The following is a 16,267-nucleotide window of genomic DNA, read 5'->3' as shown; positions in this document are numbered from 1 at the left end:
CTGCGCTCCCAAGGCGGTGATTGTTTCACAGCCAATCGCCGCCCGACGCTTCAGCGCTTCAGGGCCGGCGCTATTTTGTGCGCCGCCAGAGTCGTGCGAGGGTCAGGACTTGCCCCCGCAGCGCGTCCAGACTCAAGCCTTCGTTGTGAATGAGGGCGTCGGCGCAGGCGCGTCGTTGCGCGCGCGTGGCCTGGGCCTGCAGCACGGCTTGCACGGCCTCCCGGTTCAGCGCCGAGCGCTGCATGACGCGCTCGATCTGCAGGGCCTCGGGGCAGTCCACCACCAGCACCCGGTCGACGCGCTGGCGCCAGCGGCCCGACTCGACCAGCAGGGGCACATCGAAGACGATCAGGTCGCTGGCGGCGGCGGCCTCCGCGCGGGCGGTCTCGGCGCTGATCATGGGGTGGAGGATGGCCTCCAGGCGCTGCCTCGCTGCCGGATCTTCAAACACCAGGGCGCGCATGGCGCTGCGCACCAGACCTTCTTCGGCGCTGACCAGGCTCGGGCCGAATTCGGCCGCCAGTGCCGGCAAGGCGCTGCCGCCGGGGGCGGTCAGCTGGCGTGAGATCGCGTCGGTGTCGATCAGGCTGGCACCGGCCTCCAGCCAGAATCCGGCGACCGTGCTCTTGCCGCTGCCGATGCCACCGGTCAGGCCGATGCGCAGAACCTGGCTGCGCTTCAAACCCAGCCCAGCCAGCCCATCACACGTTCGGGCCCGGCAAACAAGACGACGAACCCGCCGCCGGCCAGAAAGGGGCCGAAGGGCACATAACGGCCCTCGCGCAGGGCCGAGTTCATCTTCATGGCGATGCCGACCAGGGCGCCGATCAGGGATGCGCCCAGCACGATGGGCAGAATCATCTGCCAGCCCAGCCAGGCTCCCAGCGCGGCCAGCAGCTTGAAATCGCCATAGCCCATGCCATCCTTGCCGGTGGCCAGCTTGAACAGCCAGTAGACCGACCAAAGCGAGAGGTAGCCGGCCAGCGCGCCGATCAAGGCGGCATCCAGGGGCAAGGTGTAGCCCAGCAGCGCGGAGCTCAAGCCCGCCCAGAGCAAGGGCTGGTTGATCGAGTCGGGCAGCAAAGTGGTGTCCCAGTCGATGGCGGCCAGGGCCAGCAGGGCGGCACCAAAACCGCACCAGAGCAGGGTCTCGGGTCGTGCGCCAAAGCGCCAGGACAGGGCCGCGAACAGCAGGCCGGTGGCCAGCTCGATCAGCGGATAGCGCTTGGAGATCGCCGCCTTGCAGGATGCGCATTTGCCGCCCAGACGCAGCCAGCCCAGCAAGGGCAGGTTTTCATGCCAGGCCAGTTGGTGGCCGCAATGCGGGCAGCGCGAGCGTGGTGTGGCGATGCCCAGGTGGGGCAACTTTTCCATCTGCAGGCCGAGCGCTTGCGCAGAACGGGCCAAGCCCTCGGCCTCGGCCGACTTCCAGGTCGCTGCCTTTTGCAGCTCGGCCGCGTCGCTGAGCTGGGCCGCCGAGTCGGCCAGCCATTGGCGCTCCATCATCAGAGGCAGGCGGTGGATCACCACATTGAGAAAGCTGCCGATGCACAGGCCCAGCAGGCCCAGCATCAGGGGGCTGAGCAGCCAGGCGTAGTCGTCCGGATTCATGAGCATGCTTCAGACCACCTGACCAAGCTTGAAGATGGGCAGGTACATGGCGACCACGATGCCGCCGATGATGGTGCCCAGGAAGACGATGATGAAGGGCTCCATCAGGCTGGACAGGGCGCTGACGGCCTCGTCCACTTCGTCCTCGAAGAACTCGGCGGCCTTGCCCAGCATGTGGTCGAGCGAGCCCGACTCTTCGCCGATCGATGCCATCTGGATCACCATGGTCGGGAAGATGCCGGTGGTCTGCATGGACGTGGTCAGGGCCGTGCCGGTCGAGACATCACGCTGGATCTTCTCGGTCGCTTCTGCAAAAACAGCGTTGCCGGCGGCACCACCGACCGAGTCGAGCGCTTCCACCAGGGGCACGCCAGCGGCGAACATGGTGGACAGGGTGCGGGTCCAACGTGCCACGGCCGATTTGTAGAGCAGGTCGCCGAAGATGGGGATCTTGAGCAGCAGCCGGTCCATGGTGTGCTGCATCTTGACCGAGCGCTTCCAGCTCTGGAAGAAGAAGTAGAGGCCGCCGCCGATGCTGCCGAAGATCAGGTACCAGTAAGAGACGAAGAACTCCGACATGGCGATCACGGCCAGGGTGGGTGCGGGCAAGTCGGCGCCGAAGCTCTTGAACACGTCCTTGAAGGCGGGCACGACGAAGATCATGATCACCGCCACCACCACGAAGGCGACCACAAAGACCGCGATCGGGTAGGTCAGGGCTGACTTGATCTTGTTCTTCAGCGCGACCGTCTTCTCCTGGTAGATGGCCAGGCGGTCGAGCAGCGACTCCAGGATACCGGCGGCTTCACCGGCCTCGACCAGATTGCAGTAGAGCGCGTCGAAGTAGAGCGGTTGCTTGCGCAAGGCATTGGACAGGCTGGTGCCGGTCTCGACGTCTTGCTTGATGTCGTTGAGCAATCGGGTCAGGCGCGGGTTGGTGCTGCCGCGGCCGACGATCTCGAAGGACTGCAGCAAGGGCACGCCGGCCCGCATCATGGTGGCCAGTTGGCGGGTGAAGACGGCGATGTCTTTTTGCTTGATGGCCTTGCCACCGCTCATGCGGCGCTTCTTGACCTTGCTGACCAGGATGCCCTGGCGGCGCAGGGTGGCGCTCACCATGGCCTCGCCACCGGCACGCAGTTCACCACGCACGATCTTGCCGTTGCGGTCCTTGCCTTCCCACTCGAACACGAACTCGCTCGCGCTCTTGGCTGCCGCACTAGTCGCCATACCACCTCCTGGCCTCAGGCCCTTGTTTCCGCCTTGGCGCGAAAAGTCTATTCATTGGTTGCCGCCAGCACTTCTTCGAGCGTGGTCACGCCGGCCCGCACCTTGACCAGGCCGAACTGGCGCAGATCGCGCACGCCCTCAGACTGGGCTTGGGCGGCGATGTCCATGGCCGAACCTTCGGCCAGGATGATGCGCTGGATGGCTTCTGTGATCGGCATCACCTGGTAGAGACCGACCCGGCCGCGGTAGCCGCTGTTGCAGCTGTTGCAGCCGACCGCCCGGTATTGCTTCCAGCTGCCGTCCAGCTCGTCTTCCTTGAAACCGGCGCGCAGCAGGGCGTCGCGTGGGTACTCGGCCGGCGCCTTGCAGTTCTCGCACAGGCGCCGCACCAGGCGCTGGGCCGTGATCAGCAGCACGCTGGACGCGATATTGAAAGGAGCCACGCCCATGTTCAAGAGCCGTGTCAGGGTCTTGGGCGCGTCATTGGTGTGCAGGGTGGACATCACCATATGGCCGGTCTGGGCGGCCTTGATGGCGATGTCGGCCGTCTCCAGGTCGCGGATTTCGCCGACCATGATGATGTCCGGATCCTGGCGCAAGAAGGACTTCAGCGCGGCCGAGAAGCTCAGGCCGGCCTTGTCATTGACATTGACCTGGTTGATGCCGGGCAGGTTGATTTCGGCCGGGTCTTCGACGGTCGAGATGTTGACGCCGGGCTGATTGAGAATGTTCAGGCAGGTGTAGAGCGACACGGTCTTGCCCGAGCCGGTGGGCCCGGTGACCAGCACCATGCCGTAAGGGCGGGTGATGCAGGCCATCAGACGCTCCTTCTCGATCTTCTCGTAGCCCAGAGCATCGATGCCCAGCTTGGCCGAGGAGGGGTCAAGAATACGGATCACGATCTTCTCGCCGAACAAGGTCGGCAAGGTGCTGATCCGGAAGTCGATGGCCTTGGCGCCGAACTTGAGCTTCATGCGGCCGTCTTGCGGCACGCGGCGCTCAGCGATGTCCAGGCGCGACAGCACCTTGATGCGCGACGCCAGCTTGTCCTTGATGGCGATCGGCGGCTGGGTGATCTCGCGCAGCTCACCGTCGACCCGGAAACGCACGCGGTAATGGAACTCGTAAGGCTCGAAGTGCAGGTCGGAGGCGCGCAGATTGATGGCGTCCACCAGCATCTTTTGCAGGAAGCGCACCACGGGCGCGTCCTCGACATCGGCCAGCTCGGCCGCGGTTTCCTGCGGTGCTGCGTCTTCCTCGGCGATGTCGAAGTCGAAGTCGCCACCGTTGATGGTCTCCAGCGCTTCACTGGCGCTGCTGCTGGTGCCGGCCAAGAGCTTGGTCAGCTTGTCGTGCTCGACGATCACCCATTCCGGCGTCAGCTGGGTGGCGAACTTGATGCGCTCGACCACGTCCTGGTCGGTCGGGTCGGCGCCGCCGATGAAGAGGCGGCTGCCGCGCCGCCCCAGCACCACCACCTGGTATTGCTGGGCCAGCTTGTTGTCGATGATGTTCTGCGGCATGCGCTGAACGTCCATCGCGTTCAGGTCCAGCAGCGGCACGGCCAGGGCCGTGGACAGGGTATGAGCCAGGTCGGAGGAGCTGACCAGACCGGCGGCGATCACCGAGTTGACGAAGCTGGTCTTCTTCTCGCGCGCTTGGCGCATCAGGTCTTCGGCCGCTTTGGCCTGCAGCTTTCCAGCATGCACAAGCATGCGTGCCACGCCGGAAAGGGCGGACTGAGGCGGCTCGGCCAGGGTGGGTTCCACGGTGTAGTTCAGACTCGCAGGGCTAATGGACAGGTGGGGCAGTCAGTGCCGCCGGCTTGCGTCGCGGCAAGCCAGCCAGGACTGTAAACCGAGCGCGGCCGGTGTTTGCCCCGCGGGACCGGTCCAAGTGCACGATTTGACCCCGGGTTAGCCCGCGTGGATGCGCGAAACAACAGGCCATTTGCGCGCTGGCTCTGGGTCTCAGGCCGGGCCTGTGCCGCTGTCATGGGGCGGAGCCCGCAGCAGCCAGACGCTGAGCACGCCAGCTTGGCCGTGGCACGGGCCAGGCTCAGCCGGCTCGGCATCAGCGCGCTGCCTTCCTTGGCGTTGCTCATGCCCAGGCGGATGCCCATGCATGTGCCCCCGACTGCGTGCAGTCCGCCGGCATCTGGTCCGCCCAGCTGCACCCGCTCGCCCAATGGTGAGGATTTGTAAGCATTGGAAAAAATGTTCCTTTTCGCCTGCTGCAGCGTGCCGGGATCGATGCCCACCGCACCGTCTTCGGGCGTCCGGTTCAGGTGAAAGAGCTTCCCCAGGGCTGCGGGCGTCGAGCTGCCCGGTTACAGACTGGGCAGGCGCACCGTGGCTGTCGTGCCCTCACCAGGTTGGCTGGCCAGATCCAGGCTGCCGCCATGCAGCTCGACGATTTCTTTGACGATGCTCATGCCCAGGCCCGTGCCCAGGATGGTTCCGGACTTGTCCGCGCGGTAGAAGCGCTCGGTGACATGGGACAGCTGCTCGGCATTCATGCCGATGCCATGGTCCTGTACCGACAGCGCGACCTGCGGCGGGCGCCCGTCAATGCCGGCTTCCTGGCTCAGCTCCACCTGCACGAGACCGCCGCCGGGTGAATATTTGTAGGCATTGGAGAGCAGGTTGCGCAAGACCTGTTGCAGCTTCTGGCGGTCGGCGTGGACGCGGCAGGGCAGGGCGGGCAGGTTCAGCTCGGGCAAGGCGCGCGCTTCGGGTGGGCTGAAGTCTTGCACCACCTCCGAGACCAGGGCGTTGAAGTCCAGCACTTCAAGCTCAAAATCCTGGCCGCGCCGGGCTTCGATGCGGGCCAGATCCAGCAGCTCGTTGAGGATGGCAATCATGGACTGGCACTGCCGGTGGATGCGGCCGAGCATTTCCTTTTGGCGCTCGGGCGGCTGTTCGCGCATCAGCAGCAGCTCGGTGAAGCCGAAGATGCTGGCCATGGGCGTGCGCAATTCGTGGGCCGCGGTCGAGAGGAATTCGCTCTTCATCTGCTCGACTTCGACCTGGTGGGTCACATCGCTGAGGTGCAGCAGTTGGGCTGCAGCGCCGCCGGCGCTGGTCACGCCTTCATGCAGGGCCAGTTCGAGCACGCGCCGGGTTGGGCGTTCGAGCTCGATGCGCAGCTTGCCCTGGCGCAGCTCCTGAATACTGATGGCGCGGGCGTCCGCGCCGCGCAGGCTCAGCAGGCAGCCGAGCAAGGCCTCCTCGTGCAGGCCCAAGGCCTGCTCGGGTGCCAACGCGGCCAGGCGGCTGAAGGCCGGGCTGACATAACGCGTGATGTGCTGGGCGTCAAAGGACACAAAGCCATCGGGGCTGAGGGCGAAGATGGCCGCCAGCTGCTCGCCGCGCTCGCGCAGGCGCTGGATCAGTTCCTGCACCAGCTGCAGCAAGGCGGCGCTTTCCTCGCTGCTGCCGGCCACGGTGGACCGCGGCGTGTTCAGCTGCGGCGCGGCGAAGTCCTGCAGCAGTTGGCGCATGGTCTGCATGGCCAGGGCGCGTGCCTGCAGCTCTTCTTGCAAGCGGTCGTCGAGGGCCTGCTGCTGGCTGATGTCGCGGAAGGCATAGACCCAGCCACTGCCGCCGGCGATCTCGGTGCGGCTCAGGTCCAGCACGTGGGCACCCTGAGCACTTGGACTGAGCCGCAGCCGGGCCTTCCAGCGGCCCGACTGCGGCAGCGCCTGGCTGTCCGCCAGGTCCACCAGGTCCGGCAGCACGGCTTGGATGCGCTGGCCCAGCAGGCTCTCGGCCGGGCATTCGAGCAGACTGCCAAGCACCGGGTTGGCCAGCAAGATGCGGCCCTCGGCGTCGGTGGTGGCGATGCCGTCGCCAATGGCAGTCAAGGTCACCGCCGCGCGTTCACGCTCCAGTTGCAAAGAGCTCGCCGCCTGGTTGAGCACTTCAAAGGTCTGACGGAACTCGAGCGGTGCATCCTCGGCCTGCATGGGGCTGAGCGCACCGCCCGAGACCTTCAGCTGTTCGCCGAAGGTGCGAATCTGGCCGAGGTTGCCGAGCCAGCGATTGAGCGGCCACCAGACCATGGCCAGGCCGGCCAGCAGGCTGAGCACGCCCAGGCCGACCGCCACCATGGACTGCTGCCAGAAGGTGTTGGCGATATGGGCGGTGTTGAAGCGCAGGCGCAGCACACCGTAATCTTTGCCGCCGGCGACGATGGACAGATTCAGTTCCGGCAGCTGTTTGCTGACCGCCTCGCTCAGCCAGCTGGGCACACGCAGCTTGGGGTCCTCGCGCACGCTGCGCTCGATCCGGCCGCCCTTGAGGTCGATGAACAGGGCGGCGCTGATGTCCGAGTGCTTGGAGGTGCGGGTGAGCGCTCGTTCGATGGTGTCGTAGTCGCCGATCACCGCCGATTCGGCGACGGCCGGGCCGAGCAGGCTGATCAAGGTATCGGCCGAATCCTGGGCATTGCTGATGCTGCTGCTGAAGCTGCGGGACGCATACCAGCCGAGTGCCCCGCCCATGAACAGCAAGAGCGACAGCAGATACAGCAGAAAAACCCGCCCGATCAGGCTGGAGGGCAACAGTCGCCCCAGCAGTGACTTCAGCCCAGGCATTGCGGTTCCCGCGCTTCAGCGCACCTGCGCCGGTGCGCTTTGGTAAAAGCGCCGATAGGGCGCGTACTCGCTGCCGTCCGAGGCGATGAAGTAGGCCTCCTCGGTCAGGCCGATGTGCTTGGACACCTCCTGAAGAATCGCCTGGCCCTTGGGGTCCTTGTGCATGCCGGCAAAGGCGCGTGCGACCGCTTGCACGTCTTTCTCCGGCACCTTGGCCGACGCCATCAGCGCCAGATCATGCAAGGGTTCGGAGCTCCAGAGCACGCGGTACTTTTTGCCTTCACGGCGGCCATAGTTCTCGGCCAGCTGCGAGTTGACGCCCGCTGCCGCGACCTTGCCGCTGAACAGCTGGGCCAAGGCGCCATCGGTGTTGCCGGCGAACACCACCTTGGCGTCGATCTTGCGGTTGATCAGCTGGGCATAGGGCATTTTGTAGGAGACAAAAGCTTCCGGGCCGGGGTAGACCACATCTTTGCCGGCCAGCTGCGCCATGTCGGTCACGGGTGAATCTGCGGGCACGATCAGCTGACCCTGGATGGCCGGAGTCAGGCGGCGGCCGATCACTTTCCAACCCAGTTTCTCCCGCTCGGGGCTGAACAGGTGGTTGCTGAAGACGAACTCCACTTCCTGGGCCAGCACATAGGCCGTGGTGTCGGCCGAGGTGCGGCCGATCTTCAGCACCAGGCGCACGCCGGCTTTCTCCGAGACATAGGCCATGATGGGATTCCAGTAGTCCGCCGTCAGCGCAATGCTGGCCTGGTTGACGGGTGAGAACCGGTAGCTGGGCTCGTCGGCCGCGAGGGCGCCGACGCCGCTCAATCCCAGGCCCAGCAAGCTCAGGCAGGACAGCAGGCGGCGGCCCAGGCTTTGGAATGTGTTGGCGCTCATGGAGAGGCTCCTGTTTGGATGTGCCTGTGGTTCAGAAGAAATCGATGCCGGCGCCGCCGCCCGAGTCGCCCGCGCTCGCCGTGTGCTGCGTGCGCTCCTGACGCTTGGCTGTTGCCGCCGCAGCCGTCTGCTGCGCTTTGCGCAGCAACTCGTTGACGGCGGCATCGTCACCCAGCCGGAAGGTGCTGAGCACCTCGGCCAGCGTTGCCGCTTGCTGCAGCAGCTCATCGGCGATCTGGCTGGAGCGCTCGGCCACATGGACGTTCTGCCGTGTCACCTCGTCCAGCTCCTTCACGGAGGCGGCCACCACCTCGATGCCTTGCGCATGCTCGGCGTTGTCGGCAGTCAGGCTTTCAAACACGGTGCCCACGCTTTGCACCGAGCTGACCAGCTCTTCCATGGTGCTGCCCGCTGCGCTGGCCAGTTGGGTGCCGCGTTCGACGGTTTCTATGGAGGCCGAGATCAAGTTCTTGATCTCCCGCGCGGCTTCGGCCGAGCGGCCGGCCAGGCGCCGCACCTCGCTGGCCACGACCGCAAAACCCCGGCCCTGCTCGCCCGCGCGCGCCGCTTCAACGGCAGCGTTCAAGGCCAGGATATTGGTCTGGAAGGCAATCGCGTCGATGGTGCCGATGATGTCGGTGATGCGACGCGAGGATTTGTCGATCTCCTCCATGGTGCTGACCATCTGCGTCACCACCGCGCCTCCGCGCACCGCCAGCGCCGAGGAGGCATGGCTCAGTTCTCTTGCTTGCTTGGAGGCGCGTGCGCTTTCTTGCACGATCACCGTGATCTGCTCCAGACACATGGCCGCGTCCTTGAGGCCGTTGGCCGTGCGGTCGGTGCGCGCCATCAGCTCGCCGCTGCTGTCTCCGACCTCCTGGGCCACACCGTGGACGTTGACCGTTGCGTCGCGCACCTGGCGCAAGGCGGCCGCCATGCGGCCCTGCACATGCTTGAGACGGTGGCCCACCGCGGAATCGGTGCGCACCACATCGAGATTGAGTCGAATCGGACCGTCGCGGCCCATGGCGTTGACCAGGAATTCGAGCTCGAAGCGTTCGCTGGCCCGGCGGTTCATGCCCATGGCCGCGTGGACCAGGAAGCCACCGAGAACCAGGATGAAACCGATGTCCGCGAGGTCAGCCAGGCGGCTGTCGTTTTCGTGCACGAACAAGGGCATGGCGCTGCTGGTGACGGCCTCAAAGCCGAGGTGATGCGCGACCAGCAAGACGCCGGTGTAGGCGATCAGCTTCCAGTCGCCATAGGGCAGCACAAGGCACAGGGTGACATAGACATTGGCGTGGATGGTGGTGTCGCCGCGGCTGATCTGCAATTGGCTGGCCACCAAGACCACCAGCAGCGTGGCCAGCAAATGCCGGCAGCTCGGCCGGCCGCTCCAGAAATGCAGCGCTGCGCCAGCGCCTAGCAAGCAGCCCAGGCCCAGCATCAAGGCGGTGCCAAGTTGCCCGTAGCCATAGCCCAAACCGATGGCAAGCAGGGCGTTCGCCGCGATGACCGCCACCAGGAAACGATCCTGAGTCCGGTTGCCTTGGTGCAGTGCTGGGTGAGCATTCATGCGAACCTGATCCTTTGACTGGCGGATACGGCGGCCTCCCGGTCAGAGGATGCCCTGGATCCTCATCGGCCCACCCAGGCGCCAACTTGAGCCCTTGTTCGGGCGCTATGGCCTGGTAGTGGCATGTAAAAAACTGCCGCTTTCACGGGGCCGAGCATGTGCTGCATGAGGCATCATGGCAGGCATTGCTTGCCACGTCTCGGGGTGAATATGGCGAAAAAGATCTTGATTGTTGAAGACCAGGAAGAAATCCGCGAATTGATTCGCGTGACCCTGGAATTTGATGACTACGAGATTCACGAAGCCGCCGATGGCACGGAAGGCTTGGCCCAGGCACAGCGTCTGCGACCGGACCTGATGCTGCTCGATGTGATGATGCCGGGCGGCCTCAATGGCCTGGAGGTCTGCCAGAAGGTCAAGGCCGATGCTGGACTGAAACGCACCAAGGTCGTATTGCTGACCGCCCGGGGCCAGGAGGCCGACAAGCAGGCCGGCGCCAAGGCCGGTGCTGATGAGTATCTGATCAAGCCCTTCAGCCCGCTGGAGCTGATGAAGGTCATCAGCAAAGTCATTCGCTGAAGTTAGGCGTTACGGCAGCAGGCCCGCCAAGACCTGCAAAGTGAGCGGCATATCGCTCAGGCCGACGATGTGCTCGGCGGCGCCGAGCTCGGCGGCTGCCTTGGGCATGCCGTAAACCACACAGCTGGCCTCGTCCTGCGCCAGCGTGCTGGCGCCAGCCCGGCGCATGTCGAGCAGGCCGCGCGCGCCGTCCTCGCCCATGCCCGTGAAGATGGCGCCGATGGCATTGCGTCCGGCAGCCTGGGCGACCGATTTGAACAGCACATCGACCGAGGGCTTGTGGTGGCCCACCAGCGGCCCGTCGCGCACCTCAACCACATACTGCGCACCGCTGCGGCGCAGCTGCATATGGCGGCCGCCGGGCGCCACCAGCACGCGGCCGTTGATGACCCGGTCGCCGTCCTTGGCCTCCATCACCTCCAGTGCGCAAGTGCTGTCCAAGCGCGCGGCAAAGGAATGGGTGAACTTTTCCGGCATGTGCTGCACCAGCACGATGCCGGGCATGGTGCGCGGCAGCTGGCGCAGCACAGCCTCGATGGTCTGGACGCCGCCGGTCGAGCTGCCGAAGGCGATCACACGGTCGGTGGTCTGGGCCATGGCCGCAGGGCGGAGCTGCGCTTCAGCGCCGGCCGCTTTTGCATTCGGGCGGGCCAGGGCCGCAGCCATTGGCTTGGGCATGGCCCGCATATTGGCCCGAGCGGCTGCACGCACGGCCTGGACCAGGCCATTGCCGGGGTCCTCGAGAAAATCGCGCAGACCGAGCTTGGGCTTGGTGACAAAACCGACCGCGCCGGCGGCGAGTGCCTCCATGGTGGTCTCGCAGCCGGCCTCGGTCAGGGTTGAGCACATCACCACCGGAGTCGGGCGTTCGTCCATCACCCGTTTGAGAAAGCTGATGCCATCCATGCGCGGCATCTCGACGTCGAGCACGATGACATCGGGCCAGGCGGCTTCGAGCTTGGGCCAGGCGAACAAGGGGTCGCTGGCGGTGATGCTGACTTCGATGCCGGCGGCCTCCAGCAAGGCGCTGAGGTGCTTGCGCACGACCGCGGAGTCATCGATCACCGCGACCCGCAGCGGGCCGCCGGCAGCAGCAGGGGATGGGACAGGCAAAGGCGAAGGGCGTGACATGGTGCGAGTGAGGTTTCAGCGACGCGGCGGCGGCATCAGCGTGGTCTGGCCGCGCTTGACGTCCACCTGCCCCGTGCTCAGATTGAGGCTGACGGTGCGCGGAATGCTGTCGCCAACGTCCACGTCCTGGAGCTGGAAGCCCAGGCGGTCGATCAGGGCCCAGCCCTGCTCGATATTGCGCTGGCCGACATTGAACTTGACGTTGGCGGCGTCCGGCATGGTGTCAGCGCCGCCGTAGAGATGGGCCAGGTAGTCCGCGGGCTGGGTGCCGCTCTGCTTGATGCCGGCGAGCAGCAAGTCCACGGCTTCATCGCCGTAGCGTCCGTCCAGGGGCGTGCTGCCGCGGCTGCTGCGGCTGGGCAGGAGGAAGTGGCACATGCCACCGCAGTGCTTCTGTGGATGCCACAAGGTGATGGCAACGCAGGAACCGAGCAAGGTGCGCAAGGTGGCGTCGCGGCCGAAATGCCATTGGCCCGGCATCAAGTTGATCAGGGCATGGCTGCCTGCCGACTTGTGGGTGTCGGAACCGGTGTTCCTGTCCTTATGCATGTTGGTAGATGGCAGGTGCCACCGCTTTCAAAGGCAGGTTCAGATTGGCCAGTGATTCGGCGTGGCCAGGGTAGAGCACGCCGTCGGGTTTGAGCCGTTCGATCACCCGGCTGACGATGGCCTGCTTGGCTTCCAGGTCGAAATAGATCAACACATTGCGCAAAAAGATCACATCGAAGCGCGGCAGCGCCGGCAGCGGCTGCATCAGGTTCGCACATTGGAATTGCACGCGCGCCCGCAGCTCTCGGCTGATCAGCATCTGCCCTTCGTAAGGCCCTTCGCCGCGCAGGCAGTAGCGACGCAGGTAGTCGGGCGCCATCATGCGCGCGCGCTCCATGGGGTAGAGGCCGCGGCTGGCGCTGGCCACCATGGCCGTGGACAGATCGGTGCCCTTGATGGACCAGGGGCGGGCGCTGCTCAGGCCCAGCTTGTCGGCCAGCACCATGGCAATGCTGTAGGCCTCCTCTCCGGACGAGGAGGCCCCGCTCCAGACCAGGAACTCCTGCCCCGCGGGGTGCGCGGCGGCGCGCCGGGCCAGGTCTTCAAAGTGGGCGGGTTCGCGAAAGAAATAGGTCTCGTTGGTGGTCAGCTTGTCCACCACCTGGACCAGCAATGACTCGGGCAGATCGCCGCGTACGATCTTCTGCACGAATTGGTTCAGGTCAGGCTCGCCGTTGTCCACGGCCAGCTTCTGCAAACGGCTTTGCACCAGGGCGCGCTTGTTGTCGGTCAGGCGTATGCCCGAGATGCGGTGGAACAAGTCGCTGATGGACTTGAAGGCGGCGTCGCTGAACTGGGCCATGGTGGTGGGCGCCGCGCCGCTCAGGCGCCTTGGCTCTCGGCGATCAGTTGGGACAATGCGGATGGGGACAGTACCTGGTCGAGATTGAGCAGCACCGCATAGCCGCTGCTGACATTGATCATGCCGGCAATGAACTCGGCGGCGATGGCCACGCCCAGACTGGGCGCCGTCTCGATGCGCTGGCTGTCCACCTCGAGCACCTCGTAGACCGCATCCACCAGCACGCCGGCGATCAAGCGGTCGAAGTCTTCATCACCGCGCGCTTCCACCACGATGATGGCCGAGCGTCGGCCGATCTGGGTCGGACCGAAGCCGAAGCGGGCGCCGAGGTCGATCACAGGAACCACCGCGCCGCGCAGATTCATCACCCCGCGCACGAAGTCGGGTGTTTGCGGTAGCGGTGTCATGCGGCCGACCTCCAGGATCTCGCGCACCGCGCTGATCGGCACGGTTAGGTTTTCTCGCCCGACGGCCATGCGCAGCATCTGCAGGGGCGGTCCCGCCTGTTGGGCTTCGGCGATGGCGCCGCGCAGCAGGTCGGCCGGTGCGCCTGCTTGGGTTTTTTGAGCGGGATTCATGCGTGATTCCTGATGCGTTCAAAAGCGCTTGAAGTGCGATTCGTCGATCTCGTCGCTTGCCGAACCGGAAGCGCTGGGCTGCGCTCCGCTGCGCTTGGCCGACTGCTGGGCTTGACTTTGCTTGGCTTTGAATTCGGCCACTTTGCGCTGCACATCGCTCATGGGCGCATGGGTCTGTAGGCTGGGTGCTGCCGGTGCGGGCCGCCGGGCGACCCCGGCCTTTGCCGGGAGCGCTGGTTTGCCGCGCGTCGACGCTCCGCTCGCAGTCGCTTCGTCACCGAGCTGGAAAAAGGCCATCTGTTCTTGCAGCTGTGCGGCTTGTGCCGACAACTCTTCGGCCGTGGCCGAGAGCTGCTCCGATGCCGACGCGGTCTGCTGGGTGATGTTGGAGAGATGGTTCATGGCGCCGGTGATCTGCACCACGCCCTGCGCCTGCTCGCCCGAAGCGGCGGAAATCTCCTGGACCAGCTCCGAGGTCTTCTGGATCGACGGCACCATATTGTTCAGCAAGCCGCCGGCCTTCTCGGCCAGTTTGACACTGGAAGCGGCCAGATTGCCGATCTCCTGTGCCGCCACCTGGCTGCGCTCCGCGAGCTTGCGCACCTCGGCCGCGACCACCGCGAATCCCTTGCCATGCTCGCCGGCGCGTGCTGCCTCGATGGCCGCATTGAGCGCCAGCAGATTGGTCTGGTAGGCGATGTCGTCGATGATGGAAATCTTGGTGGCGATGGCCTTCATGGCGTCGGCCGTCATGCTGACGGCCTGGCCGCCTTCCATGGCTTCGGTGGCTGCTTTCGTGGCCATGCCGTCGGTCAGGTTGGCACTGTCGGCGTTCTGCTTGACCGAGGCGGCCATCTCTTGCAGCGAGGCCGTGGTCTGCTCGACGCTGGCGGCTTGTTGCGAGGCCGTGTGCGAGAGCGACTGCGAGGTCTGCGACACCTGGTCCGACGCGCTGGACAGTTGCTCGGCCGCGGTGCGAACCTCGCGTATGGTCTGGCTCACGGTTTCGACCAGCGTGTTGAACTTCTCCCCCAGCATGCGGAAGAACGGCTGCTTGCCCTCCAGCGGCACACGCTGCGCAAAATCACCGTGGGAGGCGCCGTCCACCATATTGCCAATTTCGGCCTCCACTGCGACCTCCACGGTGCGGTCCAACCATTCGACGACGGTTCCCAGGCGCAGACCTTGTGCGTCGTTGATCGGATTGGCGGTCAGGGAGAAATGCAAGCTGCCAACCTGGATTTCGGCCTTGTACTCGCTCTTGATGCCGGCCAGGAGTTGGCGCTGGTGGCCGGGGTTGCGATGGAACTGGTCGAAGTTGGAGCCGACGATGCGGCGCGCCTCGAAGCTGGGCAAGACCTTGCGCAGCTCGCCCTCGTTGCGCTGCATCATCTGGGCGACCGAGCTGTTGTTGTAGATGATCTTTCCGTCCGGGTCGGCGATCATCACATTGGTCGAGCAGCAGTCCAGGGCCTGTTTGATGCGCGCATTTTCTGCCGCCAGTTGCTCAGACATTTCGGTGGCTGCCAGCTCGGCCGTCATGTCGCGCCACTCGACCACCGTGCCCAGGCGCTTGCCTCGGGCGAGCACCGGGTTGACGATCAGGTCAAAGCGCCGCCCGCCGATGTTCAGGCGGGTCTTGAAGACGCCACTCAGGCGGTCCAGCATGCCACGTTGATGCGCCGGGTTCTTGTGAAAGGTGTCGATATTGGTGCCGATCAGGCTGGCGGCGCTGAAGCGCGGCAAATCCTTGCGGATGTCTGCCTCGGCGGCGCTGAGCATGGCCTGCAAGGACGCGTTGCCGTAGATGATGTTGTAGCCGGGGTCGGCCACCATCATGTTGGTGGCGGCCACATCCAGGGCCTGGCGAATGCGTTCGGCATCGTCAGCGCGGCGGCGGGCATCCGCAAACTCGAAGCCCAGACGGGTCTGCACCCGTTTCATGGCCAGCATCATGCCGGCCAGTTCATCGCGGCCGTCGACCGGCACGATGCCATCGAAGCGGCTTTGGCCGAACAGTTCGAACTGTGCCGCAGCAGCCGGCAGCACGCGGCTCAAACGCCCAGCCATGCGGCTCAGTCCCCACAGGGAAAGCAGACTCATCAGCGCACCGGCCACAGCAAACCAGGGGTCTCTCAGGGCCGCCGCATAGCCCAGCAGCGCCGCACCGAACAACAAAGCGATCGCTAGCAAAGCCAACTTGGCACGCAGGTTCAGGCGGGCCAGGCCCTGGTTCAGTCGATCGGCAAGACCGGTGCGCACACCTTGGCCGTCGCGGATCAACCAGCCCTGGGCCCGGCCTTCCTTGAAGCGACGGTAGAGCGCCTCCGCGCTTTCCACCTGGTCGCGGTTGGGCCGGGTGCGCACCGACATATAGCCGACCACTGCTTCGCCTTCCTTGACCGGCGTGGCATTGGCCACCACCCAGTAGAAGTCACCGTTCTTGCAGCGGTTCTTGACCATCCCGGTCCAGGGCCTGCCGGCCTTCAGGACCGTCCACATGTCCAGGAAGGCTTCTTCCGGCATGTCCGGGTGGCGCACCAGGTTGTGGGGCTGACCGATCAACTCGCTTTCGTTGAAGCCGCTGGCTTCGATGAAGTCCTCATTGATGTAAGTGATGCGGCCCTTGAGGTCCGTGCGCGACACGATGGTCATGCCATCGCGCAGCAGGTATTCCCGTTCGGTCACTGGTAGGTTGGTGCGCATGCTCTGAGTCCCATCGTCCG

General features: G+C 65.2%; 13 protein-coding genes. 1 reads left to right on the top strand and 12 read right to left on the bottom strand.

What is annotated here, in order from left to right:
- Positions 1–70: 70 nt before the first annotated feature.
- From coaE to ACQY39_RS22910, 7 genes are all read right to left on the bottom strand, one after another.
- On the bottom strand, positions 71–688 hold the full coding sequence (gene coaE / locus ACQY39_RS22940; RefSeq protein ID WP_428510924.1) for a dephospho-CoA kinase: 618 nt from the start codon (positions 686–688) through the stop codon (positions 71–73).
- Positions 679–1,611: a prepilin peptidase gene (locus ACQY39_RS22935; protein WP_428510225.1), complete on the bottom strand. Its 933-nt coding sequence runs from the start codon at positions 1,609–1,611 to the stop codon at positions 679–681. The genes coaE and ACQY39_RS22935 overlap by 10 nt, the downstream gene beginning before the upstream one ends.
- Positions 1,612–1,620: 9 nt before the next feature.
- Entirely contained in the window at positions 1,621–2,841 is a 1,221-nt protein-coding gene (locus tag ACQY39_RS22930; protein ID WP_428510223.1) for a type II secretion system F family protein, read from the bottom strand.
- A 47-nt stretch (positions 2,842–2,888) separates the two neighbouring features.
- Entirely contained in the window at positions 2,889–4,556 is a 1,668-nt protein-coding gene (pilB, locus tag ACQY39_RS22925; RefSeq protein WP_428510922.1) for a type IV-A pilus assembly ATPase PilB, read from the bottom strand.
- 614 nt (positions 4,557–5,170) lie between these two features.
- Positions 5,171–7,438, bottom strand: coding sequence for an ATP-binding protein (locus tag ACQY39_RS22920; RefSeq protein ID WP_428510221.1), 2,268 nt, complete (start codon positions 7,436–7,438; stop codon positions 5,171–5,173).
- Between the two features lie 15 nt (positions 7,439–7,453).
- Positions 7,454–8,326 carry a phosphate/phosphite/phosphonate ABC transporter substrate-binding protein gene (locus tag ACQY39_RS22915; protein WP_428510219.1) on the bottom strand — a complete coding sequence of 291 codons (873 nt, stop codon included), beginning with the start codon at positions 8,324–8,326 and terminating at the stop codon, positions 7,454–7,456.
- A gap of 31 nt (positions 8,327–8,357) precedes the next feature.
- The gene (locus ACQY39_RS22910; protein ID WP_428510217.1) at positions 8,358–9,902 is read right to left on the bottom strand and encodes a methyl-accepting chemotaxis protein; all 1,545 of its coding nucleotides are present in this window, start codon (positions 9,900–9,902) and stop codon (positions 8,358–8,360) included.
- A 210-nt stretch (positions 9,903–10,112) separates the two neighbouring features.
- Between ACQY39_RS22910 and ACQY39_RS22905 the strand changes: the two genes are divergently transcribed.
- Positions 10,113–10,481, top strand: a complete 369-nt coding sequence (locus ACQY39_RS22905) for a response regulator transcription factor (protein WP_428510215.1) — start codon at positions 10,113–10,115, stop codon at positions 10,479–10,481.
- 9 nt (positions 10,482–10,490) lie between these two features.
- Here ACQY39_RS22905 and ACQY39_RS22900 read toward each other — a convergent pair whose 3' ends face one another.
- The 5 genes from ACQY39_RS22900 to ACQY39_RS22880 are packed head-to-tail and all read right to left on the bottom strand — an operon-like array spanning position 10,491 to position 16,247.
- On the bottom strand, positions 10,491–11,612 hold the full coding sequence (locus tag ACQY39_RS22900) for a protein-glutamate methylesterase/protein-glutamine glutaminase (protein WP_428510213.1): 1,122 nt from the start codon (positions 11,610–11,612) through the stop codon (positions 10,491–10,493).
- A 15-nt stretch (positions 11,613–11,627) separates the two neighbouring features.
- The gene (locus ACQY39_RS22895) at positions 11,628–12,161 is read right to left on the bottom strand and encodes a chemotaxis protein CheD (protein ID WP_428510211.1); all 534 of its coding nucleotides are present in this window, start codon (positions 12,159–12,161) and stop codon (positions 11,628–11,630) included.
- Positions 12,154–12,963 (bottom strand): CheR family methyltransferase, encoded by an 810-nt coding sequence (locus ACQY39_RS22890; protein ID WP_428510209.1) that lies wholly within the window; start codon positions 12,961–12,963, stop codon positions 12,154–12,156. The genes ACQY39_RS22895 and ACQY39_RS22890 overlap by 8 nt, the downstream gene beginning before the upstream one ends.
- Before the next feature lie 20 nt (positions 12,964–12,983).
- Positions 12,984–13,541, bottom strand: a complete 558-nt coding sequence (locus ACQY39_RS22885; RefSeq protein ID WP_428510207.1) for a chemotaxis protein CheW — start codon at positions 13,539–13,541, stop codon at positions 12,984–12,986.
- Positions 13,542–13,559: 18 nt separating this feature from the next.
- A complete protein-coding gene (locus ACQY39_RS22880; RefSeq protein ID WP_428510205.1) occupies positions 13,560–16,247 on the bottom strand; it encodes a methyl-accepting chemotaxis protein in 2,688 nt (895 codons plus the stop codon).
- Positions 16,248–16,267: the final 20 nt, after the last annotated feature.

The sequence above is a fragment of the Roseateles sp. genome (assembly GCF_965262435.1).
Taxonomy (GTDB): Bacteria; Pseudomonadota; Gammaproteobacteria; order Burkholderiales; family Burkholderiaceae_C; genus Paucibacter_A.
This window is presented reverse-complemented; position numbering and strand designations above follow the sequence as displayed.